This is a genomic window from Komagataeibacter sp. FXV3, assembly GCF_015155755.1.
Taxonomy (GTDB): Bacteria; Pseudomonadota; Alphaproteobacteria; order Acetobacterales; family Acetobacteraceae; genus Komagataeibacter.
This window is the reverse complement of record NZ_VWPI01000137.1, coordinates 46104-69120: the sequence shown is the minus strand read 5'-3', so window position 1 is coordinate 69120 and position 23017 is coordinate 46104. Positions and strand designations below refer to the sequence as shown.

The 23017-nt window shown below is 59.3% G+C and carries 19 protein-coding genes and 1 tRNA gene; 15 read left to right on the top strand and 5 right to left on the bottom strand.

Translation table 11 applies throughout. From position 1 onward, the window contains the following. Positions 1–255: 255 nt before the first annotated feature. The 6 genes from F1542_RS12995 to F1542_RS12970 all read left to right on the top strand — a co-directional run bounded on the left by F1542_RS12995 (position 256) and on the right by F1542_RS12970 (position 7627). Positions 256–1851: a vitamin B12-dependent ribonucleotide reductase gene (locus F1542_RS12995; RefSeq protein WP_227672726.1), complete on the top strand. Its 1596-nt coding sequence runs from the start codon at positions 256–258 to the stop codon at positions 1849–1851. Between the two features lie 45 nt (positions 1852–1896). Continuing rightward, the gene (locus F1542_RS12990) at positions 1897–2364 is read left to right on the top strand and encodes a RidA family protein (protein WP_019086492.1); all 468 of its coding nucleotides are present in this window, start codon (positions 1897–1899) and stop codon (positions 2362–2364) included. Positions 2365–2442: 78 nt separating this feature from the next. After that, positions 2443–3597, top strand: coding sequence for a GNAT family N-acetyltransferase (locus F1542_RS12985; RefSeq protein ID WP_193733398.1), 1155 nt, complete (start codon positions 2443–2445; stop codon positions 3595–3597). Positions 3598–3703: 106 nt separating this feature from the next. After that, on the top strand, positions 3704–4690 hold the full coding sequence (locus F1542_RS12980; RefSeq protein WP_193733397.1) for a zinc-dependent alcohol dehydrogenase family protein: 987 nt from the start codon (positions 3704–3706) through the stop codon (positions 4688–4690). Between the two features lie 318 nt (positions 4691–5008). Continuing rightward, a complete protein-coding gene (locus F1542_RS12975) occupies positions 5009–6775 on the top strand; it encodes a DEAD/DEAH box helicase (RefSeq protein ID WP_193733396.1) in 1767 nt (588 codons plus the stop codon). A 96-nt stretch (positions 6776–6871) separates the two neighbouring features. Beyond that, positions 6872–7627 carry a hypothetical protein gene (locus tag F1542_RS12970; RefSeq protein WP_193733395.1) on the top strand — a complete coding sequence of 252 codons (756 nt, stop codon included), beginning with the start codon at positions 6872–6874 and terminating at the stop codon, positions 7625–7627. Between the two features lie 92 nt (positions 7628–7719). Here F1542_RS12970 and F1542_RS12965 read toward each other — a convergent pair whose 3' ends face one another. Further along, complete coding sequence (locus F1542_RS12965) at positions 7720–8187, bottom strand: hypothetical protein (protein WP_193733394.1); 468 nt, start codon at positions 8185–8187, stop codon at positions 7720–7722. A gap of 309 nt (positions 8188–8496) precedes the next feature. Here F1542_RS12965 and F1542_RS12960 point away from each other — a divergent pair, with 309 nt between their 5' ends. The 5 genes from F1542_RS12960 to F1542_RS12940 all read left to right on the top strand — a co-directional run bounded on the left by F1542_RS12960 (position 8497) and on the right by F1542_RS12940 (position 13203). After that, on the top strand, positions 8497–8715 hold the full coding sequence (locus F1542_RS12960; protein ID WP_193733393.1) for a hypothetical protein: 219 nt from the start codon (positions 8497–8499) through the stop codon (positions 8713–8715). After that, positions 8712–9383, top strand: coding sequence for a helix-turn-helix transcriptional regulator (locus tag F1542_RS12955; protein WP_193733392.1), 672 nt, complete (start codon positions 8712–8714; stop codon positions 9381–9383). Before F1542_RS12960 ends, F1542_RS12955 begins: the two co-directional genes overlap by 4 nt. Positions 9384–9467: 84 nt before the next feature. After that, positions 9468–11273, top strand: a complete 1806-nt coding sequence (lepA, locus tag F1542_RS12950) for a translation elongation factor 4 (RefSeq protein ID WP_193733391.1) — start codon at positions 9468–9470, stop codon at positions 11271–11273. A 146-nt stretch (positions 11274–11419) separates the two neighbouring features. Further along, positions 11420–11510 (top strand) — tRNA-Ser (locus F1542_RS12945). 106 nt (positions 11511–11616) lie between these two features. Next, the gene (locus tag F1542_RS12940; RefSeq protein WP_227672724.1) at positions 11617–13203 is read left to right on the top strand and encodes a hypothetical protein; all 1587 of its coding nucleotides are present in this window, start codon (positions 11617–11619) and stop codon (positions 13201–13203) included. Between the two features lie 118 nt (positions 13204–13321). Here the strand turns inward: F1542_RS12940 and F1542_RS12935 are convergent, their stop codons facing one another. Beyond that, positions 13322–13891 carry an HNH endonuclease gene (locus F1542_RS12935; protein WP_193733389.1) on the bottom strand — a complete coding sequence of 190 codons (570 nt, stop codon included), beginning with the start codon at positions 13889–13891 and terminating at the stop codon, positions 13322–13324. A 1471-nt stretch (positions 13892–15362) separates the two neighbouring features. On the opposite strand from F1542_RS12935, the gene F1542_RS12930 reads away from it, so the two are divergent. The 4 genes from F1542_RS12930 to F1542_RS17455 all read left to right on the top strand — a co-directional run bounded on the left by F1542_RS12930 (position 15363) and on the right by F1542_RS17455 (position 19104). Further along, positions 15363–16052 carry a recombinase family protein gene (locus F1542_RS12930; protein ID WP_193733388.1) on the top strand — a complete coding sequence of 230 codons (690 nt, stop codon included), beginning with the start codon at positions 15363–15365 and terminating at the stop codon, positions 16050–16052. 557 nt (positions 16053–16609) lie between these two features. Further along, entirely contained in the window at positions 16610–17749 is a 1140-nt protein-coding gene (locus F1542_RS12925) for a hypothetical protein (protein ID WP_193733387.1), read from the top strand. A 35-nt stretch (positions 17750–17784) separates the two neighbouring features. After that, positions 17785–18285: a BRO family protein gene (locus tag F1542_RS12920; protein WP_193733386.1), complete on the top strand. Its 501-nt coding sequence runs from the start codon at positions 17785–17787 to the stop codon at positions 18283–18285. A 57-nt stretch (positions 18286–18342) separates the two neighbouring features. Then, positions 18343–19104 (top strand): HNH endonuclease, encoded by a 762-nt coding sequence (locus F1542_RS17455; protein ID WP_193733385.1) that lies wholly within the window; start codon positions 18343–18345, stop codon positions 19102–19104. A gap of 941 nt (positions 19105–20045) precedes the next feature. Here F1542_RS17455 and F1542_RS12910 read toward each other — a convergent pair. The 3 genes from F1542_RS12910 to F1542_RS12900 are packed head-to-tail and all read right to left on the bottom strand — an operon-like array spanning position 20046 to position 22851. Further along, entirely contained in the window at positions 20046–20318 is a 273-nt protein-coding gene (locus F1542_RS12910; RefSeq protein ID WP_193733384.1) for a hypothetical protein, read from the bottom strand. Beyond that, the gene (locus F1542_RS12905; protein ID WP_193733383.1) at positions 20318–21730 is read right to left on the bottom strand and encodes an MBOAT family protein; all 1413 of its coding nucleotides are present in this window, start codon (positions 21728–21730) and stop codon (positions 20318–20320) included. The genes F1542_RS12910 and F1542_RS12905 overlap by 1 nt, the downstream gene beginning before the upstream one ends. Next, positions 21730–22851, bottom strand: coding sequence for a GDSL-type esterase/lipase family protein (locus F1542_RS12900; protein ID WP_346011940.1), 1122 nt, complete (start codon positions 22849–22851; stop codon positions 21730–21732). Before F1542_RS12900 ends, F1542_RS12905 begins: the two co-directional genes overlap by 1 nt. Between the last annotated feature and the right edge of the window lie 166 nt (positions 22852–23017).

The window sequence follows — 23017 nt, the reverse complement described above, 5'->3', positions numbered from 1 at the left end:
GGGTGGGCGGGCATGGCGGCGGCACTTTATCGCGCCCGCGCGCGTACCGGCCTTCCGGACCTTCCGGGCGGGGACAACACCAGCCGGTGACGGGACTCGACCGCCGCCGCACGCCGCATGCGCGGCACGATCCGCACCCGGTTCGGGAGCGTGCGTACTTATCCCCCATATCCACGGTATCCAGTGGAATGTATAGTTGCGACTCCGGTCCAGACGGGTTCCGCCCGCCCTGCCCGTGCCGGTAAAACGGAAGGCATGACAGCACGAAGCCACTGGAACGGCGTGCGCATGCGGACCGTAGAGGCCGCAGCGGATCCCGACGACGCGCCACGTTCCGTTACCCTGCCCGCCGACTGGGATGACACGGCAGCCGAGGCCCTGGCCCAGCTGACGCCCGGCCATGGTCCCGCCAGCCTGCCGGTCGAGGCGGCGCGATGGATAGACGACCTGTGTACGGGCGAGGTGGCCGGCCCCACGGTCCGCCCCATCGCGCGCACGCTGTCGTGCCTGCTGCTTATGCGGCAGGCGGCCCCTGCGGAAAGCCTGTGGCATGGCCACCATGACCGCAGGCCCGCCTTCGTGGTCAACCTTGCGGCCTTTGTCGAAGCTGATAACGGTTTCATGGCCACCGATTTTGTCGCGGCCCTGCGCCTGCTGGCCCGCGTACTGCGCGCGGTGGCACGGCAGAAGATGCATATGCGCAATGGCGAACTGCCGCTGCCCGACCCAGCAGGGCAGGCCATGCCACACCTGCGGGCCGTCCCTGCCCCCGCCGCGGTCGAACCCCGCGAACGTCCACCCATGGCGGGCGCCATCCTGCTGACCAACCTCGATGCCTGCCTTGCGGGGCTGGGACTGGATTATGACAGCGAGGCCGGGCGCGACGCGGCATGCAGTATCGTGGCGCTGGCCACCCTTGTCGCCCATTCCGGCGAGGGGGCGGACGCCATGCCCCTGCCGCCCGTGCGCAGCATCCTGCCCGGTGTCAGCCAGATCGCGCGTGCGGTATGGCAGGAAGCCGCGGTCGAGACTGATCACCCCGCCGCCCGCGTCGAAACCGGATTTTCCACGCCCGGCCCGATCGATGCATTGCTGGGGGTGGAATCATGCGGGCTGGCCCCGGTCTTTTCCCCGTTGCGCGCCGACGGGCGGCTGGCCACCAGCACGCTGGCGCGCCTTGCATGCCGGGGGCTGACGCTGGAAGCGGCCTTTGCCGCGACACTGGCGGGGGACACCGTGCTGCCGCTGCCGGGCGCTGCATCCCATCAGGCCATGCATCGCGCGCTGAGCGGCTTCGTGGATCGCGTGCCCGCCCGTCCCGACGCCACGCGCGACACGCTGGCCACCCGCGCGGGGCTGGAACGCGGCGCACGCCGTCCCCTGCCCGCGCGCCATGGCGGCTTTACCCAGAAGGCCAGCGTGGGCGGCCACCGCCTGTTCCTGCGCACGGGGGAATATGCCGACGGGTCACTGGGCGAAATCAGCCTGACGCCCACGCGCGAAAGCCCGATGGTACGCGGCCTTATGGATACGCTGGGACAGGCAGTCAGCATCGGCCTGCAGTACGGCGCACCGCTGGAAAGCTATGTCGAGGCATTTGCCTACACCCATTTCGGCCCTGCCGGCACGGTGGAGGGCGACCCGGTTGCATCATACGCGACATCCATGCTGGACTATGCCTTCCGGGCGCTGTCCGACGCCTATCTGGGCCGCAGGCTGCCCGACGCCCCGCATGAGGACATGATGGCGGACAGCCCCGCCCCCATGCTGCCGCTGGACCTGCCGGAATCCGGCAATGACGATGGCGATGACACCCCCCCCCGGCGGCGCAAGCTGCGGCTGGTCGGATAACGCGACAGCCCTGCTTTCCCGCCCCTGATGACAGAGGATGACCCGATGCCCGACACCACTCCCGAACAGCGTCTCAAGCAGCTTGGCATTGTCCTGCCCACCCCGGCCGCGCCGGTGGCGAATTACGTCGCGGCCGTCATCAGCGGCTCCTCGCTGGTGGTATCGGGACAGCTGCCGCTGGTCGATGGCAAGCTGCTGACCACGGGCAAGCTGGGTGACAGCGTTGCCGTGGAACTGGCGGTCGAGGCCGCACGCTACAGCATGGTCAACGTGATCGCGCAGGTGAAGGCCGCGATTGGCGACCTGTCGCGCGTGAAGCGCGTTGTCCGTCTGGGCGGCTTCATTGCCTGCACGCCGGACTTCACGCAGCATGCCGCCGTCATGAATGGCGCATCCGACCTGGCGGTGGCGGTATTTGGTGACGCGGGCCGTCATGCGCGCTCCACCGTGGGCGTGCCGTCGCTGCCACTCGATTCGGCGGTTGAAGTGGAAGGCCTGTTCGAAATAGGCTGAGGCAAAGCCCCACCACAGAAAAAGGGAGCCTGTCATGACCCCAACGCCCCACGCGGTTTTCCCACTGGCGCGCCCGTCATGACCGGCACCACCATGATCCTGCACCGCAGGATTGCCGAAATCCCGCCCCATGAATGGGATGACTGCGCGGGTGATGACAACCCGTTTGTCAGCCATGCCTTCCTGTCCGCGCTGGAGGATAGCGGGTCCACCGGGCCACAGACCGGCTGGATGCCCCAGCACCTTGCCCTGCGCGATGACACCGGCCGCCTGCTGGCGGCGGCCCCCCTGTATGCCAAGGGCCATTCCTACGGTGAATACGTGTTTGACCAGCAATGGGCGCAGGCCTTCATGCAGGCGGGCGGGCAGTACTATCCCAAATTGCAGGTGGCGGTCCCGTTCTCCCCCGTGCCGGGGCCGCGCCTGCTGGTGCACCGGGACGCGCCGGATGCCGATGTGCTGCGCCAGCTTGCAGGCCGCGCGCTGCGGCAGGCCTGTGGGGAACTGGACCTGTCATCGGTCCATGTCACGTTCTGCACGCAGCATGAATATGACCTGCTGGGGCAGACCGGCTGGCTGCAGCGCCTTGGGGTGCAGTACCATTGGGACAACTGCGATTACACCAGTTTCGATGATTTTCTGGACACCCTCGCCTCACGCAAGCGCAAGGCCATCCGCCGCGAACGGCGTGACGCCAATGCCTGCGGCCTGACCTTCCATACCTATCGCGGCAGCGAGATCACCGACGCGCTGTGGCATGATTTCCATCAGTTCTACCTATCCACCGTGGACCGCAAATGGGGCAGCGCCTATCTGCAGCCCGGTTTTTTCCCGTTGCTGTCACAACGGCTGGGGGATCGGGTGGTGCTTATGGTTGCAAAACGCGACGGCGTGCCGGTGGCGGGCGCGCTCAACCTCATGGGGCGCGATACGCTGTATGGCCGCAACTGGGGACGGCTGGAGGGGGACTGGCCCTTCCTGCATTTCGAGCTGTGCTATTACCGCGCCATCGACTTCGCCATTGCCCACGGGCTGAAACGGGTGGAGGCGGGCGCGCAGGGCGAACACAAGCTGCAACGCGGCTATCGCCCCTGCCTGACCCATTCCGTCCACTGGATCAGCCATCCCGGCCTGCGTGAGGCCGTGGCGGAGTTCCTGCATCATGAACGCGCCGCCATCATGGCGGAACTGCCCGCGCTGGACGCCATGACCCCCTACCGCGCCGGGTCGTGATCGGCATGATGATACATGTCATGCCGTGCGGGCGCCCGGGCATGGTAGCGTAGCATGATGACTGGCGGCCCGCAGGCCGCAGCCTGACAGCCAAGGAGCGGACCCCATGTACGCAATGCGACTGCTTGCCCCCCATACCCCCCTGCAATGGACCGAACTGCCCGATCCCACGCCGGGACCGGGGCAGATCCGCGTCAAGGTGGGGGCCTGTGGCGTATGCCGCACCGACCTGCATGTGGTGGATGCCGACCTGCCCTTTCCCGGCCATCCGCTGACGCCGGGACACGAAATCGTGGGCCGGATCGACGCGATCGGCCCGAATGTGGAAGGGCTGCACATGGGCCAGCGCGTGGGCATTCCGTGGCTGGGCCATACCTGCGGCTGCTGCCATTACTGCGAAACGGACCACGAAAACCTGTGTGACCACCCGCTGTTCACCGGCTACACGCGCGATGGCGGCTATGCCACCATGGCGGTGGCGGATGCGCATTTCACCTTTCCCCTGCCTGATGGCGATGACGACGTGGCGACTGCCCCGCTGCTGTGCGCGGGGCTGATCGGCTGGCGGTCGCTGGTCATGGCGGGCAAGGAGGCGCGCAGCATCGGGCTGTACGGTTTCGGGGCGGCGGCCCACATCATAGCCCAGGTGGCGGTGTGGCAGGGACGGTCGGTCTATGCCTTCACCCGTCCCGGAGACACGAAAACGCAGGACTTCGCCCGCTCGCTGGGCTGCGTCTGGGCTGGCGGGTCGGATGAAGCGCCGCCCGAACAGCTGGACGCCACCATCATCTTCGCCCCCGTGGGCGCGCTGGTGCCCGCGGCGCTGAAAGCCGTGCACAAGGCGGGGCGCGTGGTCTGCGCGGGCATCCACATGAGTGAAATCCCGGCCTTTTCCTATGACCTGCTGTGGGAGGAACGCCAGATCGTCTCGGTCGCGAACCTCACAAGGCAGGACGGCATCGACTTCCTTGAACTGGTGCCCCGCGTGGGCATACGCACCACGACCACCCCGTACCCGCTGAAAGAGGCGAACAGGGCGCTGGATGACCTGCGCCATGGCCGCTTTGAAGGGGCCGCAGTCCTGGTGCCCTGACCATGCCTGGCCCAGGGTGGGGATGACAACCACAGGTGCGTATGCTACTGATGCCATGACTGCCTGCATGTCCTGACCCGCCTTACGGCAACCGCCGAAAGGGCACGGCCCTCCATGCAGGTGGAAAATGCCCCCGATCCCCACCGGAAGGGTAATCACGACCGCTGCAAAAATGTCCCGGCCATTATTAATTCTGGCTTTTGGGGCAATCATTCTTTATGCACCGGCCTTCTCCCTGACGCATGAACACGGGCCGGCGGCCAGTTTCCTTCCTGCGTCGCCCATGTTCTTCATGTTTTTGTCCGGATTGCCCGATACATGCCGTTTCCCGAAACCCACCCCGCCCTGCAACGCGCGCTGGACGAGCGTGGGTACGATAACCCCACCCCCGTCCAGACAGCCGTGCTGGATGTCGCCGCCGAAGGGCGCGACCTGCTTGTTTCCGCCCAGACCGGGTCGGGCAAGACCGTCGCCTTCGGGCTGGCCATGGCCGATACCCTGCTGGGTGGGGCCGAACGTTTTGGCCCGGCGGGTCCGCCGCTGGCCGTCATCATCGCGCCGACACGCGAACTGGCCATGCAGGTCACGCGTGAACTGACGTGGCTGTATGCGCCCGCGGGCGGGCGCATCGTATCGTGCATTGGCGGCATGGACGCGCGGCGTGAAGCGCGTGCGCTGCAGATGGGCGCGCATATCGTAGTCGGCACGCCGGGACGGCTGTGCGATCACCAGTCGCGTGGACGTCTGGACATGTCCCAGCTGCGCGTGGTCGTGCTGGATGAAGCGGACGAGATGCTTGACCTCGGCTTCCGTGACGAACTTGAGCAGCTTCTTGACGCCATGCCCAAGACACGGCGCACGCTGCTGTTCTCGGCCACCATCGCCAAGGAAATCGCGTCGCTTGCACGCCGTTACCAGAACGACGCCGTGCGCATCGATACCCTGTCGGGCGCCAAGCAGCACGCCGATATCGAATACCGCGCCATCGTGGCCGATGCGCGCGAACTGATCCCCGCCGTGGTCAACGTGCTGCGCTATACCGACAGCCAGACCACCATGGTGTTCTGCGCCACGCGTGAAATGGTGCGCCACATGCAGGCGGCACTGGTCGAACGCGGCTTCTCCTCTGTCGCCCTGTCGGGTGAACTGGGCCAGAACGAACGGACACGCGCCATCGACAGCCTGCGCAAGGGCCAGGCCAATGTGTGTGTCGCAACCGACGTGGCCGCCCGTGGCATCGACATCCCGGCACTGGCGCTAGTGATCCACGCGACCCTGCCGACCGATCCGGCCACTCTGCTGCACCGTTCGGGCCGTACGGGCCGCGCGGGGCGCAAGGGCGTGTGCGTGCTGATGGTGCCCATGTCGCAGCGCCGCCGTGCCGAACGCCTGATGCAGGGGGCCAAGATCACGGCCACATGGTCCGGCGTGCCGACGGCGGCCGATATCCGCGCCAATGATGCCAAGCGCCTGCTGGCCGATCCCGCCCTGAACGAGGACGTGGCCGAAGCGGACAAGGAACTGGTTGGCCAGTTGGTTGAAGGCCGCACCAGTGAACAGCTTGCCGCCGCCCTGCTGCAGATGTACCGCGCCCGCCTGCCCGCGCCGGAAAACGTGCGCCACATCACGCCCGATGCCCCGCGCCCCCCGCGTGAGCGTAGTGAGCGTGACGGTCCCCGTCCCACCCGTGACAGCTACGCCAGCGCCGAACCGGGCGCATGGTTCGCCATGAATGTGGGCCGGCAGGAAAAGGCTGATCCCAAGTGGCTGATCCCGCTGATCTGTCGCCTTGGCGGCGTGCGCAAGGCGGATATCGGTGCGATCCGCATCAACGATAACCAGACCCTGTTCGAGATCACCCCGGATTCGACCGAGAAATTCCGTTCGTGCATTGCCGCGATCGAGAATGACGAAGTGCAGATCACACCCGCCAGCGCACCGGCTGGCGGTGGCGCGCGCCGCAGTGGGCCGCCGCCGCGTGGCGGGCGTCCGTTCGGGCGCAAGCCCGGTGGTGGCCGCCCCGGTGGCGGGTTTGGCGGGCCGCCGCGCGGTGGCGCGTCCTCACGCAAGCGTCCGCGTTCGTAAACGCGGCACGCCCCTGCCCAGATACGCTGTGTTTCCTTCATGCCCGGTCCAGCCGGGCATGTCTGTTTTCATGACCCTGACAGGAAGGGGCCTGCCGTGCTCAACTCCCGCCATGCCAGCCTGTGCCTGTTCAGTCTTCTGGCGCTGCTGACCGCAGTCCCGGCCCATGCGGATTCCGATACCGCATTGGGCCACGAACTGGCTGCCGCCACCGGACATTACGCACCGGATACCCACCTGTTTGAAAAAGGGCCGCTGGCCACCATCGTGAAACAGGAACTGGGGGCACGGTACGGCAGCTTCATACAGAACATGGAAGTCGCCGGCCCGTTGGAGGCCGCGGGCGATACCCTGTTCATCACGGGGAACCGGCGGCATGAAGGCGGCAGCAGCATAGCCTGGCTGCTGGTTGACCGGGCGGGACGCAACATGACGGTTGGTATCCTGAACCCCGGCACGCTGGCACTTTACACAACCGGGCCTGTCGCGCTGACCAAGCCCGCCGATGTGCGAACCCTGATTGAAAACCTTGATACCGTCCCGCCGCTGTGTAACAGGCCACAGGACCTGTCACCGGGCGGGCGGCTGGACTGGCAGGGCATGCTGGAACCGGGGGGAACATGCGTCTATCGCATCGGCCTGCAACAGGGAGAGCGGGTGACGGCGCGGCTGGATACACCCGACAACGGGCTGGAAATGCGGGTGATCGACCCCCATCCGGACCATGCCGGAACCATGCAGTCATGGACCGTACCGCACGATGACCTCTACCTTGTCGAGGTTGCCCCACGGCTTGATGTCACGGTGCGGAAGAGACACGCCTTCCATTTGCGCATCAGCACCTCCCCCTGACAAAAAAGGTCCGTCCCTTTATGGGAACGGACCCTGAAAAAATCTGGCCGGTCGACATGGACTTTGCCGATTAAACCATATTTTTCAATAATTTAATTATTATTTCCACCGCCCAGAAAACTATTGACACTGGAATTGGTCTGGCTTTTCAGATCATCCCAGCGCTGGCGTTCCGCGCTGCCAGCGTCGCGCAGGTTGTCCAGACGGTTTTTCGGAGCATTGCGAATCGCATCCAGACGGTCGCGGCCATTCTGGATCTTGTCGTCAACGCGGCTGCGCGCATCCTCCAGCTTCTGCTTTTCGGCATCACGGGCGTTATCCCAGCGGCCAACCGTGTTGTCATGCAGGCTGTTCACCCTGTTGTCGTAATCCTGCTTGAGGTTCTGCTGACGGTCCCGCAGGCGGCTATCGGCGCAGTTACCCGCCTGCGCCGCACGGCCCAGCAGGTCCCACTTGGGGGTATCCTGGCCATTGTCGCAATCAGACGCCATGGCCCCCACAGATCCCCCGACAGTTGCACCAGCCAGGGACAGGGCAAGAAGATATTTATGGAATTTCATCACCAGAACCTTGGAACAATTGTTTTCTACATGAACTTTACAAAAGTCATAGACCATATCTTGGTCAGGAATATGACAGTGTACCAGCTTCATACCTGAATATAGTAATCAATTCGCCAATGCCTAGCGCATGGAACACATGTCACCCTTCGTACTGGCGCAGGCAAGGCCGCCACGCATGGTGGACATGCCGTAATAATGCCACTATGTGACACGGACAAGCGCACGCGCCCATGCCTGAACCCCCGGTCATGGTCCGTCGTGAAAAGGTGGCGGTGCGCATACCTGTTCCTTGGCGGTCCCTGTCCCATGTGGAATGAACCTTATCTTGAAACATGCTGCCGTTCGGCCCTGCACCGCCTGAAACTGAGCGGCCATGCCGGCCGCCCGGCCAACGTGCCCGATGCGCCCTGCCTGAAGCGGCTCAGCCATATGGGGCTGGCGTGCAGCGCAGGGAATGACCGCTTCACCCTGACCGGGGCGGGCCATGCGCGCCACCGGACCGAAATACTGAAATTACCCACATGATCAGCCATGACGATATCTGGCGCGCCATCGACCGGCTGGCCGCCGAACGGGGGCTGACCCCTTCCGGCCTCGCGCGGGCGGCGGGACTGGACAGCACGACCTTCAATCCCTCCAAACGGATCACGCCATCGGGCCGTCCCCGCTGGCCCGGCACGGAAAGTCTGGCGCGCACGCTGTCGGCCACCGGCATTTCGTTTGAAGGGTTCAGTCGCCTGCTCTCAGGTCACCATGACCCCGAAGTGTCGAGCAAGGCCCATCATTCCCACCTCAAGATCGCCCCCTTCTCGCAGCTTGCCCACCCCGAACTGTTTGACGAAACCGGGCTGCCGGATGGAGAACGGTGGGAAAAATGGGAATTCCACGGCATGGCCGACCACCATTCCTATGCCGTGCATGTGGATTGCGACACCATGGAACCGATCTTTCGCAAGGGCGGCACGCTGGTCATTTCCCCTACCGCCGCGATCCGGGTCAATGACCGTGTCCTGCTTCATACCCCGCAGGGCACGTCATGCTGCGGGCTGGTGGCCGAACGCTGGCACGACGCGCCCGTGACCGCCCCGCTGCATGAACTGGTGCGCATAAAGGGACTGGCCGCGATCGAGGGGGAGGAAATCATCCTTGATGGCGCGACCCGCATCCACCGCATCACGATGGCCTGCATGTAACATTACATGCGGAAGGTGATATTTTCCGTGTTATCGTGACAGGTAGCGGCTGACTTTCTTCCCGATTTACACTATGTCTCGGCCATGACCGACACGCCCCTCTCCCTGATCCGCAATTTCTCGATCATCGCGCATATCGACCATGGGAAATCCACCCTGGCCGACCGCCTGATCCAGGCCTGCGGCGCGCTGACACAGCGGGAAATGACCAACCAGGTTCTGGATAACATGGATCTGGAACGTGAACGTGGCATCACCATCAAGGCGCAGACCGTGCGCCTGTCCTACCCGGCCGAAGATGGCAAGACCTATGTCCTGAACCTTATGGACACGCCGGGCCATGTGGACTTTGCGTATGAGGTCAGCCGGTCGCTTGCCGCGTGCGAGGGGTCGCTGCTGGTGGTCGATGCGTCACAGGGTGTGGAAGCGCAGACGCTGGCCAATGTGTATCAGGCCATCGAAGCCAATCATGAAATCGTGCCGGTCCTGAACAAGGTCGACCTGCCTGCCGCCGACTGCCCGCGCGTGAAGGAACAGATCGAGGAAGTGGTGGGCATTGACGCCGAGGATGCCGTCGAGGTCTCGGCCAAGACCGGCCTGAATATCGAGGCCGTTCTGGAAGCGCTGGTCAAGCGCCTGCCGCCGCCCACCGGCGATGCCGGGGCCCCGCTCAAGGCGCTGCTGGTTGATAGCTGGTATGACCCGTACCTGGGCGTCATCACGCTGGTGCGCGTGAAGGAAGGGCGGCTCAAGCGCGGCATGCGCATCCGCATGATGTCCACCGGCGTGGTCCACCAGGTGGATCAGGTGGGTGTGTTCGCCCCGCGCATGACCAACGTGGACGAACTGGGCCCGGGTGAAATCGGCTACATCAACGCCGCCATCAAGACCGTGGCCGACACCAACGTGGGCGACACCATTACCGATGACCGTCGCCCCGCCGATGCACCACTGGCAGGTTTCAAGCCCTCCATTCCCGTGGTGTGGTGCGGCATGTACCCCATCGTGGCCGATGATTTTGAAAAGCTGCGTGACAGCCTGGCCAAGCTGCGGCTGAATGACGCATCGTTCCACTACGAGGCCGAGACGTCCGCCGCCCTTGGCTTCGGCTTCCGCTGCGGGTTCCTTGGCCTTCTGCACCTTGAGATCATCCAGGAACGCCTCAGCCGCGAATTCGACCTTGACCTGATCGCGACAGCCCCTTCGGTCGTCTATAAAATGCAGCTGACCAATGGCGAGACGGCGGAGCTGCACAATCCCGCCGACATGCCCGACCTGTCGCTGATCGAGAAGATCGAGGAACCGTGGATCAAGGCCACCATCATGGTGCCCGACGAATACCTTGGTGCGGTGCTGACCCTGTGCAGCGAACGGCGCGGCGTGCAGGAAGACCTGACCTATGTCGGCAACCGCGCCATGGCGGTCTATCGCCTGCCGCTGAACGAGGTCGTGTTCGACTTCTACGACCGTCTGAAATCGGTCACGCGTGGTTATGCCAGCTTCGATTACCAGATGGATGGGTATGAGGAGAGCGATCTCGTGCGCATTTCCATCCTGGTCAATCAGGAGCCGGTGGATGCCCTGTCATTTATCGCCCACCGTTCGGCCGCTGAAACGCGCGGGCGTTCCATCTGCGCCAAGCTGAAGGAACTGATCCCCCGCCAGCTGTTCAAGATTGCGGTACAGGCCGCGATCGGCAGCCGGATCATTGCGCGTGAAACCATTGGCGCCATGTCCAAGGACGTCACGGCAAAATGTTATGGCGGCGACATCTCGCGCAAGCGCAAGCTGCTGGAGAAGCAGAAAGAAGGCAAAAAGCGCATGCGCCAGTTTGGCAAGGTCGAAATCCCGCAGAGCGCCTTCCTCGCCGCGCTGAAGATGGACCAGTAATCCCCCGTCCCGGCCTGTCACATCATAATTGTGGCAGGCCGTGCGGACATGGCGTTTTCCACTTGCGCCAATGAAAATTGGTGATATGTTCCGCACGCATCGGACCCCGCCATTCCAACAGGATGGCATACAGTCCGGTACCGGCTGGAGAGATGGCCGAGCGGCTTAAGGCGCACGCTTGGAAAGCGTGTGTACGTTAATAGCGTACCGTGGGTTCGAATCCCACTCTCTCCGCCATGCTCTATTTTCCCTTATAAAATCAGTCACTTAGCAACACCTGACGTTACAGTTCTGTATGGTGTAGTTACATGTGCAGCGTTACATATCGTAGGGTATGAACGACATGCACAACATCTTCCGTCGCACTGGTGCCCAGACATGGAGCGTGCGCTTTCATGTGCCGCGTGAGCGCCGTGAGGATGTTGGAAAGGCTTTCGGTGCCAAGAGCGGGCACAAGGCGGAGGTGGTCAGGACGCTGAACACGACCGACCGCAACGAAGCGATGGGCCGCCGTGCCTTAGCGATTGAAAAGATACGCGTTGAGATAGACGCTCGGCTGCAAGCCATCGGCCTGCCTCCCCTGCATGGCGACTGGAAACCTGAATGGGCCTTTGCATGGGCTGAGGAAGACAACGCAACCGCTGAGGCGCTGGAAGCACGGCAGGAGATTGCCCGCGCATCCACCCGTGAGGATCAAACTGAGGAAGTCTACCGCGAAAATCCGAATGGATCGCTTCGCCTGACCACCATGCGCACCAGTGAGCGGGACCGGATGATTAGCGACATGCTGAACATCCTGAGCGACCGGGCCGAGACATTGCGTGAAGCTGGGCAGAATGCAGGACCGTATATCGACAGGTTCAAGGCTGTCGCGCTGGGTGAGATTACGCCCATGGGCGACCTTCTTGACCGCTGGTTTCGTGACATTGACCGCACAGTGAAGCGGCAGACACTCATGGGCCATCATCTGTCCTTCCGCCTGCTGGGTGAGTTCCTGCTGGAACGGGAGGGCCAGCCAGCCCAGGACGGTGAGGCTTATATAAGGACGGTGGCGATTGAAGCCCTGACAAAGCGGACCATTGCTGAGTTTCCCGAGTGGCTGGCACAGGTCCGTAAGCTCAAGGCAAAGACCATACAGAGTCGTATCAGCCCCTTGAGCGTGTTCTGGGGATGGGCTGAACGCAAAGGCTATGCATCGGGCACAAATCCGTGGCAGGGAGCCACCACGGGCCTAAAGCGTCGGGCCGAGCAGGAAGACCAAGAGGACGACAAGGAAACAGCGTTTGCGGAGGCGGACATGCTTCGCCTTCTGCGGGCTGATCCGAACACCGTAAGCCGCTGGAAGTATGGCCCCGCCATCCACGACCTGTTGCGCCTGGCCCTGTTTACCGGAGCACGCCAGAACGAATTATGCAGCCTGACACGGGATAGAGTGATCCCGCCAGAAGCCGAGGGCGGCCTATGGGCGATACGTGTTACCTCCGAAGTGGCCAAAACGCTCAATTCCCAGCGGCGTATCCCTTTGCATCCACTGGTGCAGCCTATCATTGCCCGCCGATTGGATCAGATTAAGCCGAACGGGAAGGCTAACGCCCCGCTGTTCCCTGAATTGCCGCCCGGTGGCCCCGACCGGAAACGCTCGTGGACGTTCTCGAAACGCTTTACCACGTTCCGGCGGGCTGTGCTGGGTGAGGATGATCCGCATACATTCCATAACCTCCGAGGCACGTTCATGACCTATTTTGCGGAGGCTGCGGCCAGAGGCGCGAATGCCTGCACGCCACTGATACGGGATCGTCTTGTGGGCCATGTCCCGCAGGCGTTGGGAGACAATACCTATGTTGGGGCGCTGGGTCATAGCTCATACGAGCGGGCCATTTTGGGCATGGTGGAAATGGGAATGCCAGAAGCCGTGCGCCTCGCGCTCTAGGCATGGGCTGGGTGATATGAGCAAAACAAAGGGCAACACCCATGAGAAAGTCTCGTAGGATGTTGCCCTGAATAGTTAGCTACTAACGTGCCTGTCTTTTCAGGCTGGTATCAGCGCATCAGGAAAAAGCAAACGCAGCCTGAGCGGTATTCTGATCGTCTGTAGCGGTCTGGTGCCGCTTTATAAGATTACGGATACTGCCACGGCTCCGGAATGTGTCTTTGGCTATTTGCCTGATTGTCGCCCCCGCGTCATATTGCCGAATAATGACAGACGCTTCCGCAGGTGTAATGCGAGGATTGGCTTTTCCTGCCACGCCCCTGCCCTTCACGGCCATATCAGCCATATTTTCGGCCTGTGTTCCGACTCGAAGATTCTCAAGACGAACATGAAGCGGGTTATCGTCAATATGCATGACAACTTTGCCGACAATATCCCATCCGGCAAGCGTAGCTAGAGCACGGTGGACAGCCCGGAGCTTCCCTTCCCACCAAATGTGCGGGTAGCCATCACTGTCACATGACGCGGTCCAGTAGCCGGTCTTTTTGTCTGTGTGATAATTGATTGCTTCTGCGAGAGTTAAGCCTTCTGGGCGCTGTTTCCTTTCCTGCTGTGTTTCAGATGGAGTGTTGCTTTTGTCGTGGCTGTTTTCGTCAGCCGGGTATGAGGTAAAGCCGTCTCTGTTCAATGTCCTTTAGATGGTTGGCACCACAGAAAGGCATCGGCAGAAGCCCGCTCAATGAAAGCAGGCCGTCAGCTATAAACAACGGTATCGTGGTCTCCTTATTCTGTGGCGTGTGGTTATGAGCCATCGGCCACCTGTCTAGGGTGGAAGGATTGAACTCATGGCAACCAGACGCAGGGCATAGTCTGGCTGGCATGAAGTCAACCGGGCGGAGTGGTCAGGATTTCCCTGAGCCACTCCCCTTGGGCCGCTTATCTTCTAGGGCTGTTATTTCGGGTCTGTGCGGCCAAACAGGCCTGCATCCCCCATGTTTTCGGTCACATCCAGCAAGGCATTGCCAGCGTTTCGACCAGTGCAGCCATGTAGGCGGCTTGTGCGGGCGTCCATGTGACGGAGGTTGTGGGCTGCTTTGGCAGCGTAGTGCCCAGCACTGCCGCCGATTCGATGCAGTGGAGAATATCCTCCCGGTGATCGGTGCCAGAAAGGTGCTGCACGTTACAGGGTAGAGCGTTGACACGACCGCGCTCTCATCGGCCACACAGAATATGACAATATGCATGTGGTCGGTGACAGGCGGCCTTGCCCCTTGTTCTTTACTTTCGGGGGCGCTTCTCTATTACGTAACCTATTTCGGATTTTATCAGATAACTCAATGATACCATTGAGCTTTTCAACGATTTCAACCATTGGTTTTCTTGGTCCCTTTGTAGCCATAGGCCGTCAGTGGGCTGAGGCTTACCAGGGCCTCCTCGCGCTGATCTTCCGGCAGTTTGCTGATCTGCTCACGCATCGCCTTCATGCGTCGCTCTGGTGTCTTGGCCTCGCGGATCAGCAGGATCGGTTGCTACAAGATCAGCAATGGTGTTGACTGTTGGCTCAATAGCCAATGACCATCATCCTTATATCTCTATGCTCCTATGAATATGGTTACTCATTATAATGAGGATGAATGAGGTATGGTCCTGATAGTCAGGGACCTACACACCAGCCCTATACCTTATATACATTAGGGGTGTGTCTCTATTACAAGCACTATTTCCCCATTATTGACGTAACCCTTTCAAAACATTATAGAAACTGGACTTATCCACAGAATGCCCATTTGGGCCGCGAAGGTATCCATAGGAGGGACCCAGGCCACTCCTATAGTGAGAGCAGTTCGGAAGGGACCATTAGGAGGATAAGTGGAAAGGTTTCGGACCACCTTGCCGAACTCCGTAGGATTTCCGCTGGGTAACTTCTCTCGGCGTTGCGCTGAACAACAACAACGGCTTAATCCCCCGGTTTTGGAAGTGCGACCGGTCGGGCTTTCTGGCCGTCTAGTGGACCGTTTTGAGTCCCGAAAAGGTATCCAGACCACACATTCCGCAGCCATGCGTTTTCGGAATCGGCATGATTCCAGATTGTATATGGTCCATCCGTCCGTTCTGCCTGTATCAAATCAGACAACGAACGACGACAGGAATGTAACGCCATGCAGAAAGCAGTCGCATACGTCCGGGTGAGCACGGCCAAACAGGGCAAGAGTGGTCTGGGCATGGATGCGCAGCTTGCGGCCATACAGCATTTTGCCCAGACAGAAGGCTTCAGCGTGGTGGAAGTGTTCACGGAGGTCGAGACCGGCAAGGGCAGCGATGCGCTGGTAAAGCGGCCACAACTCCGCGATGTGCTGGACAAGGCTAAGGTCATGCAATGCCCGGTGATCGTGGCGAAGCTCGACCGGCTCAGTCGTGATGTGGCGTTCATCGCTGGCCTAATGGTGGAACGTGTCCCGTTCATCGTGGCCGAGCTTGGCAAGGATGCTGACCCGTTCATGCTTCATATCTGGGCCGCCATGGCCGAGAAGGAGCGCCGCATGATATCCGAACGGACCAAGGTGGCCCTAGCCGCTGCAAAGGCCCGTGGCGTCGTGCTCGGTGGCAAGCGCGGTGGCCCCGCGCCAGACCATGCGAAGGGCACAGCGGCCATTCAGGCGAAAGCTGCGGCGTTCAAGGGGCATGTAGGGCCGATCATCACCGACCTGCACGCCAAAGGGCTTTCCCTGCGGGCCATTGCTACCGAGTTAATGGACATGGGCATCAAGACCAGCCGTGGCCGTGAGACATGGACCGCAGCGGCGGTGAAGCGTTGTCTTGATCCCGACCAGAACGCAGGCCATGCATAAGCATCATCATCATTTCATGCTTATTGTGAATAAGTATATCGACATTAATCGAGATTGCGTTGGGTATGTGCATATCGCGGCATGGAAATAAGATCGAGCAGGTAAATCTATTCCATCATCACCTTACATCCAGAGTGCAGCCCTGATCCGTTACATATGATGGTAGATCATCTCCACCTAACACACCCAGCACCTACAGTATGGATGGATGATGCCGGTTGGATGATGATGATAATGATGGTGATGATTATCCATTTTTCCCTCTTTCCTTCTCCGATCTTCTAGAGGATACCTTAGGAGGATAGGTGGAAAGGTTTCGGACCATAATGGATGCGCCACAGGATACATTCCAGAAGCGACCGCCATCACATCCTCACAACACTGAGGAATTGCAGGAAGCCCGCACGCTATCCCTTGGTCGCCGCCCGCACGGAGAAGCAGCGGAAAAGCTCGTAGCCGAAGTGGCCGATGCCCTCCGCCCACTGATTGCACGGGCAGGAAAGCCGACGACAGCAGCGCCCAAAAGAGACCGTGATAAGGGCCAGGAGCGCCGCATAATGGAGACCGGCATCATTCTTGCAGGGCTGATGCGCAGCGGCTTTCGTGGGGATTGGCAGGCTGTCCATGAAGGCTCTGGCCGCTGGTTTTGGGGTAAAGACCGCGATCTACCGATTGGTCATAATGCCTTCTGGAAGAAAGCCCGCGCCATGATCGAGCTTGGTTTCTTGGACTATGTGCCGGGTAAAGGCTGGAAGAACGGTTGGGGAGACTGGCAGGGCGAGGAAGCCCGTATAAGGCCCTCAGCAACCCTCTTGCAGCTTGCGGAGTCGCGCGGGTGCAATCGCACAACAGCCGTTACGGACTGGCCTCTACGGCATCCTGCGCCCGTCTTATCGGACTGTCAGCCTGTTAGCATCAAGCCGTTTCCCGGCGAAGCCCTGCCACAGGACACTGTGCCTCAATCGCTTACGGATTTTATGGCGCGTCTATCCGCCGCTGTGGGCCGCCATCGCATAGCAGGATGCGCCGCCCCGGTATTCCAGATGAGCTTTACCGGCTCTCTAGATTTCGGAGGACGGATATATGCCAAGGGCGCGGATAACTACCAGAACAGTCTACACAAGGCGGACAGGCAGTTCATCACGATAGACGGTGAACCTATGGCCGAGGTCGATATATCCGCCTCTTTCCTTTCCATTGCCCTGATCCTGTCAGGCGGGACAGTGCCGGATGGTGATCTGTATGACCTACCTTGGGTGGCACCGTCACACCGCGCCGCTGTTAAACAATGGTTTGTAGGCACGTTCGGAATTGGCAAACCGTGCGCCCGTTGGCCCAAGAACACACCGCCCGATATTCGGGATAGCATCGCCGCATCCGCTATAAACAAGGCCGCTATACGGCGGTATCCGTTCCTGTCTGACCTGAGCAGGCTTGTGCCAGCCGAGATAATGGCAACAGTCCCGGAGGACTACCACCCGAAAGCTGTAGGGCAATTCCTAACCTGCGTGGAAGCCCAGATTATGCGCAGGGCAATGGGCTGGATTATGGACCAAGGCGGCGTTGCGCTGCCCATGCATGACGCTTTGATCGTGCCCCGGTCATGGGCTGACAGGGCGCGTGAGGCAATCGTGCAGGCCAGTAAGGAACGGCTGGGCCAGCCCCTTCGGGTCACGGTATCGGACGCCAGCGGATAGCAATAGGCAAGGCGTCAAACAAATTGATACCTTCGATGCCAAACCCCGAAGTAACTATCGAAACCTTCACGAAGCTGGACGGCCAGCCACAGGAAATCCGCGTTGAAACCCATGCGGGCCAGCCGTGGTTTGCCTTGACGGATGTGTGCGAAGCTATCGGTCTGAAAAAGAACCCAGCGACCGGGAGCTACTCGAACCATATTCACTACCTTGGAAGCGTGGATCGGCGGACTATCATTACTACCAATTCGGCTGGTAGTAACCGGCGCACCATCATGATTTCCGAGGCAGGACTTTACCGCCTTATCCTTCGCTGCGACAAGCCCAACGCACGCCCCTTTCAGGACTGGGTGACGCAGACTGCTCTCCCCACGCTCCGTAAGGAAGGTGTTTACGTCCGTGACGAGGAAAAGGTAGCGGGTGCATCGAGCGTGGAAGACCTCGATAGCCTGAACGATATGATTGTCGGGCTTATGAAGCGCAAGACAGAGCTGCTTGAGGCCCGTTTGGCCGAGAAAGAGCAGCTTTTCAGCTAACTTTGCTGCCCTTATTCGCATATCCTCCGTCTAGATTTATTGGAGGGATACCAAGCGGTGACGGAAACGGAAAAAGCGAAGCGCAATCCACCGTGGACACGTGATGAGATTATCCTTGCCCTCGACCTTTATCAGAAACTGGAAGGAGCATGGCCTAGCGAGGGCAATACGGAAGTCCAGGAATTAAGCAACACCTTAAATAGCCTCTGGCGTTCGCAGGGTTTTGACGGGGCGACCCTGCGCAATCCAAACGGCGTCAAAATGAAGCTCATGAACCTTCGCGCCCATGACCCAGCATTCAAGGACAGAGCCGGATTGAAAGCGGGCAACCGTTTAGAAGTTGAGGTGTGGAATGACTTTGCGGGCCAGCCGGAACATCTGCGGGAAACGGCTGAAGCGATCCGCCAGGCAATTGCAGCCAACACATTATCACCCACTGACTACGTGAAAAATGATGCATTGAGCATGGAGGAGGTTGAAGCGCCCGAGGGAAGGATACTTACGGTGCTGCATCACAGCCGGGAGCGTTCCAGGAAGATTGTCCAGGCCAAGAAAAAGGACGTCCTAGCAAAAACCGGACGCCTTGCTTGTGAAGCATGCGGTTTCGATTTTGTCGAACGATATGGCGATAGGGGACAGGGGTTTATAGAATGTCATCACATTAAGCCTCTTTCCGATCTGCCTAACGAGACGAAAACACGTTTGGACGACCTGGCGCTCGTATGCGCAAATTGCCATCGTATGATCCACGCACAACGTCCCTGGATGAACATAGAGGAACTGTCCAATTTGGTTTATTCGGTCCAAAATAGCATCTAGCTTACAGACTGTGCACCTTCATTCTCGCATAGCCTGCAAAACAGCCCCGGCAATGCCTCTCTCGCCCATCTCGGTAATGGCCCGGTCATACACGGGCCAGTCAAACCGCTTGGCCGCAAGACCAATTTATGAGATTATCAGCCCTCACACTTCCGCAACCGCTGTAGTGTGTAACGACACCATACGCCGCTGTAGTTACATGTTTTGTGGCTGAAAACTGCGGAAAATGGCTAAACGGTTGAGAGTCCCACTCTCTCCGCCATATCCTGTTTCCCAGTATGAAATCAGTTAACTAGCTATGCCCAGCGGTATAGTTCCGCATGGTGTGGTTACATGTGCAGCATTACATATCGTAGGGCATGAATGACGTGCATGGTATGTCTGGACAATGTGCCTTCATGCGTAGCGTGAAAGCCGTCAGGACATGGACAGAACTGACCCTGCCCAAATCAGACACAGGGCGTAGGCGGCCAGGATACTGCACATGACCGACTTAGGCATACATTGACCCCTGCATGATGTTCCGCAGGCTTCACACAGCGATACCCTGCCTGCGTCCTGTGGCCCCTGCCAGCATCAAGAACATCAGTAAGGATAAAGCATACTGCTTGTCCCCAGGACCTGACTGCCTGCGATCATCACGTAACCGGGTGGTTGCCTATTCGACCAGCGAACCGGCGGCAATCGTTGTATTGGCCGCGCCAGCGTCTCATGCCACTGACCCGCAAGGATCTTGAAGACGGTTTTAAAAGTCAGATACAGACATATCCTGAAATCATAAGAAAGTTTTTGCTGAAGCTTTTTCCAAAAAGCTTCGAAAAGACGTCGCCTTTTTAAAACAAGCCGGTGCCCAAAAAATTTTACTTTTAATTAATAATAAAAACAGTATTTAATAATTTATATCATTAATTTTTTATTTAAAATATAAAAATACATATCCATTACTGGTCGGGCGCAGGAGCAAAGCGATAACTCTCGATCTGGCGCTCCGAATTACGGACCATATCGTATGGTGTGGTCATCTTCAGGCGATCAGCGATGGTATTCCACCGTTCCGCCGCAGATTGCAGCGTTGACTGGTATGGCATGGTTACCGGCAACTGCTCGGTCCAGGCAAGGATGGGACCAGATCCGAAAATTATACCGCTTGCGGCTGCGACCAGCACGATTGTGAGCAGACGACGCGTGGGGGATGGGAAAGAAGAATGGGCCATCAGAACTGAAAATATATGAAGGGAGCGACACCGCTTGGTCCTGCGGCATCAATCATTAACACACAGATACCGAACGCAAGGGCCAGCGCCCAGTCCGGCGCACGCTGCACCACGGGAAACGCTGCAATACGTTCAGGCATGTTCCTGGACACAAAATGCAGACCGATACCAATAGCGATCAGGCCAAGCATGAAGGGCGTGACCTGTGCAAAACTTCCTGGTTTCAGGGGTGTTATGGACTGCAGGTAAAACCAGACGCTTTGCATATCTTCCGCGTGGAAAAACAGCCATGTCAGACAGACAAAGTGAAATGTCAGCAGCACGGCCATGATGCGGAAAATGCCCCGGCTATTTTCCAGACGCTCGGAAAAAGGGCGTTCCAGCACCAGACCACCGCCATGCAACGCGCCCCACATGACAAATTTCATGGCGGCACCGTGCCACAGGCCGCCCAGAAGCATGGTAATCAGAAGATTGGCGGATGTACGCACCCCACCACGATGACTACCGCCAAGCGGTATGTAGAGATAGTCACGCAGCCAGAACGATAGCGTCATATGCCACCGCCGCCAGAAATCGCGCAGGGACGCACTCCGGTAAGGCTGGTTGAAGTTTTGCGGAAATTCGAAACCCAGCAGCGCAGCCAGGCCTATGGCAATGTCCGTATAACCAGAAAAATCACAGAATATCTGAACGGCAAATCCATAGAGGGCGAATACCAGATCCAGCGTGGAAAAACTGGCAGGATCAGCAAAAACCGGGTCGACAAGCTGCGTTCCCAGATAGCTTGCCAATATAACTTTCTTGAAAAGTCCCCCTGCAATCATCAACAGGGCTGTTGCCATGGGGGGAGGATTGCTTGATGGCCGTTCCAGCTGCGGCAGGAATTTGGAAGAACGTACAATCGGTCCGGCCACAAGCTGCGGAAAAAAGGACATATACAGCATCATGTCCGTAAAACGACGGCACCGCGTGACTTTACCACGATACACATCAACAATGTAGCTGATGCCATGAAAGGTAAAAAATGAAATGGCGACGGGCAGAAGGATTTCAATAAGCGGAACAGGTTCCCCCCATCCGATATCACGTGTCGCCTTATTCAGGGATGTCGCAAAGAAATCGTAATATTTGAAAAACGCCAGAACCAGCAACTGAACAGCTATACCGCCGCCAACCATCCATTTACGTAAACGTGGATTGTCTTCTTCTGGCAAAAACAGGCCAACCGAATAACTGACAGTCGTACTGAACAGCAGGAGAAAGCAGAAATGCCAGTTCCAGCATGCATAAAAGACGTAGCTTGCAGCAACCAGAAAGATCTTCTTGATTTCCCACAGGCCACCAATCAATGCGAGAATGACAGCAACGGCAATAAAGAATAAGGCGAAGTCAAGCGTTGGAAAAAGCATTATTTTTTATGTTTCAGTGACGTCCACAGCTTATAACCATTCATCAAGTCATCGTATAATGACGTGGCGGTCTGTTGATAGCCCGCTTTCAGAAGATGAACATGATCCTTCGCGGCGATTGGCGGGTTGCGGTTACCCCAGACAAGAATGGTGCATCGTCCATCCGGGTGGGCTGTATCCGCCATGGCCTGCCGCCAGTCCCACTGCATCCAGTGGTTACGCCGGGCGACGTCAGTCTGGGCCTGCCGGACGGTATTGAGGGCGGCCGGTGAGGCAAAGCCCCTGCCCGTGGACACCAGCTTGTCACACGACCGGGTGAAAGGGGGCAGTCGTTCCTGGCGTACGCCATCGGGCGGCATGACAACCACAAGCCCCGCCATGGGCGCCGCATCATGCAGCGTCTGTATGATCTGCTCGTATCGTGCCGAATATGTATCGAAATTTGTTGAAGTATTGAAACCTTCGTTGGTGCCAAAGGCAATAATCAGAAGGCGCGGGTCCAGACGCCGCATTTCTTCCGATAGTATCTTAGGATCGACCCGGCTCAGGATTTCTATGGTGGAACCTGTAATACCCAGATTGGAATATAATATTCCCGGTGCGGGCCTTGCCTGACTTCCTTTCGCCACTTCCCAGCCCAGGACATCCACCGGACCATCACCCATGGCGGAGACCGTGACGGCGTGCGTATCAGCCGTGGTGGGCATCCGCAGCCACATGGAATCAGAATCCTGCGATGACGCGGTTGAAACAACCGTACGCCCGCCATCATCAGTCTGTATGACAAGCTGACCGCCACCCGGCTGGCTGAGGAACTCCACCATGCCACGTCCGGCACCCCCCGCTTCATCCGGGGTAATGGTCATGCTGGCGGACGCATCCGCATGCTGCCTGACCAGACTGATACCCCACGGGCCTGTCGCTGTTTTGCTGAACGCACTGACAGGCGTCCATCCTGTAGAAGAAACCGTAACCTGCGCAGGGTGGTAATAGCGGAATGGAATGCCAGGCTGTAGAAAACCCCTGCCGGCATTCTGGAAATCCTTTTGCAACAGGGTGCGCATCTGGTCGCTGAAAGCATCGTTGGCGGTATGGCTGTCACCAATCTGCAGTACGGTCACAGGTTCGGTCGCCTGCCCACCCTGCAATGAATCCAGCGCTTTATAAAAGGGTACTACAGAAGCATAACGACCGATTTTTTCATGGGCTGGTACCGGGTCACGCGCTGCTGCACACCCCATTAACAGCATTGCACAAAACAACGGCAACGAGCAGTTACGAAGCAGG